2 protein-coding genes are annotated in these 2365 nt (G+C 61.4%); one reads left to right on the top strand and one right to left on the bottom strand.

Going from position 1 to position 2365, the window contains the following annotated elements; translation table 11 throughout:
• Positions 1–7 precede the first annotated feature (7 nt).
• Positions 8–1351 carry an adenylosuccinate lyase gene (gene purB, locus RR842_RS13955; protein ID WP_332512618.1) on the bottom strand — a complete coding sequence of 448 codons (1344 nt, stop codon included), beginning with the start codon at positions 1349–1351 and terminating at the stop codon, positions 8–10.
• A gap of 230 nt (positions 1352–1581) precedes the next feature.
• Between purB and RR842_RS13950 the strand changes: the two genes are divergently transcribed.
• A complete protein-coding gene (locus RR842_RS13950; protein WP_332512620.1) occupies positions 1582–2124 on the top strand; it encodes an MOSC domain-containing protein in 543 nt (180 codons plus the stop codon).
• Positions 2125–2365 lie beyond the last annotated feature (241 nt).

The raw sequence follows: 2365 nt of genomic DNA, 5'->3' as shown, positions 1-2365 counted from the left end.
GCTTGCGCTAGAACTCCAGCGCTTGCAGGCGATCGAACACGATATCCTTACGCTCAAGGAAATCCCAAGGATCGAAGATCTTGTCGAGCACCTCAGCGGCGAGGTTCGCCTCGGGGTCGGCTTCCAGATTCTCGCGGTAGGTGGGGCCGTCCACGGCGTTCTGGATGTCCTCCCATACCTTCATGGCGTTGCGCTGCACGATAACGTAGGCATCCTCGCGGCTGATGCCGGTGTCCACCAAGGCCAGCAGCACCTTCGAGCTGAAGATGAGGCCTTTGGTACGCCACAGGTTATGCTCCATCTTGGCGGGATAGGTCTGCAAGCCGTCGAGCATCCACTGCATCTTGCCGAACATGTAGTCCAGCGCGGTGAAGCTGTCGGCCAGCACCACGCGCTCCGCACCCGAGTGGCTGATGTCGCGCTCGAACCACAGCGCCACGTTGTCGAAGGCCACCTGGGCGTTGCTCTTCACCACGCGGGCCAGGCCGCACACGCGCTCAGCCGTGATGGGGTTGCGCTTGTGGGGCATGGCCGACGAGCCCTTCTGGCCCTTCGCGAACGGCTCTTCGGCCTCGATCACGTCGGACTGCTGCAGCAGGCGCACCTGCATGGCGATGCTCTCCAGCGTGGAAGCCGTCACGGCCAGCGCGCTCATCACCTGCGCGTGGCGATCGCGCGCCAGCACTTGCGTGGACAGCGGGTCGGCCTCAAGCCCCAAGCGCTCGCATACGAACTCCTCGACGAACGGGTCGATGCTCGAGTACGTGCCCACCGCACCGCTGATGGCGCCGGTGGCGGCCACCACGCGGGCCTCTTCCATGCGCGTCTGGGCACGCTTCAGCGCCCACGCCCACGAGCCGAACTTCATGCCGAACGTCATGGGTTCGGCGTGGATGCCATGCGTGCGTCCCACGCACAGCGTCTCCTGGAACTCGAAGGCGCGGCGCTTGCACGTCTCGCCCAGCTTCTTCACGTCGGCAATAATGATGTCGATGGCCTGCGTGACCTGGTAGGACAGTGCGGTGTCTCCCAAGTCCGACGATGTCATGCCGTAGTGCACCCAGCGGCTCGGCGGCTCCTGACCCTGCGCCACGTCGGCATCAATGTACTCGGCCATGTTCGTGGTGAAGGCGATGACGTCGTGGTTCGTCACTTTCTCTATCTCGTCGATGCGCTCAACGGTAAAGTCGGCATGCGCGCGAATCCAAGCGGCCTCCTCCTTCGTGATACCGGACTTGCCCAGCTCGGCCTGTGCCTCGCAGGCCAGCACCTCGATTTCCTTCCAGATGTTGAACTTGTTCTCAAGCTCCCAGATGGCGCCCATTTCGGTACGCGTATAACGATCGATCACGCTGTAGCCCCTTCGCTTGTTTCTGCATGCCAACCCGCAGGATGACCGCCCTTTCCGTGTTGGCTCCAAGCATACCCCACCGCAGGTCGTCTGCACGATTTTCCACGGAAAGCGCCGAGGCGCAAGCGTTTATTATCCATGATCGAACATAAAGTTCTTGACATTCCCCCCACGGGCCTTATGCTTATTCCTAGCGTTTTACTGTACTTTGCGTATGAGGGGATTCAGCCATGGAACAGGAAGCTAGCGGCACCACAGCGTCTACCGCACGCGGACGCGTGCGGTCTGTCAACGTATCCAAGCGCAAGGGCACGCGCAAGACGCCGTGCGCCGATGCCATCGAGATCCAAGCCCACCATGGGATCGCCGACGATGCCCATGCAGGCGAATGGCACCGCCAGGTATCGCTTCTGGCCTGGGAATCTATCGAGAAGGCCCGCGCGCTCGGGCTCGACGTGGCCGAGGGAGACTTTGCCGAGAACGTGACCACGGAGGGCATCGACCTCCTCTCCCTGCCAATGGGCACCCGCATGAAAATCGGCGACGAGGTAGAACTTGAGTTGTCTCAAATAGGCAAAGTTTGCCACACCAAATGTGCCATCTACCACCTTGCCGGCGATTGCATCTTCCCACGCGAGGGTATCTTTTTCGTGGCCTTGAAGGACGGCCGCATCCGCACGGGCGATACCGTAGAGGTGCTGGAAATGGGCGACGGAACCTGTTCGTTCACGCCTCCCGAGGCCCTAGCCGAACTGGCCGCAACACCCCGTTAGCGTCATTGGGCGGCGAGAGCGCCCCGCCGCCCTGACCTCTGCTACGCGCACCTTCTGCCGCCAGCTCGTTGCGCAGCCTTCTTATGAATTGCTTTCGTCCGCGGCCACAACATGCCACCGCTTGAGATATCGCCACCTTCGTATCTCGCGGACTCTCTGGGTATCACTGATCGGTTGCCTACTTTATCGATAGGGCATCGTAGAGCATTTTTGGAGCCACCCAGGCAAGCTTCTCGGCAGC

The organism is Gordonibacter sp. (assembly GCF_036667095.1).
Classification (GTDB): domain Bacteria; phylum Actinomycetota; class Coriobacteriia; order Coriobacteriales; family Eggerthellaceae; genus Gordonibacter.
This window is presented reverse-complemented; position numbering and strand designations above follow the sequence as displayed.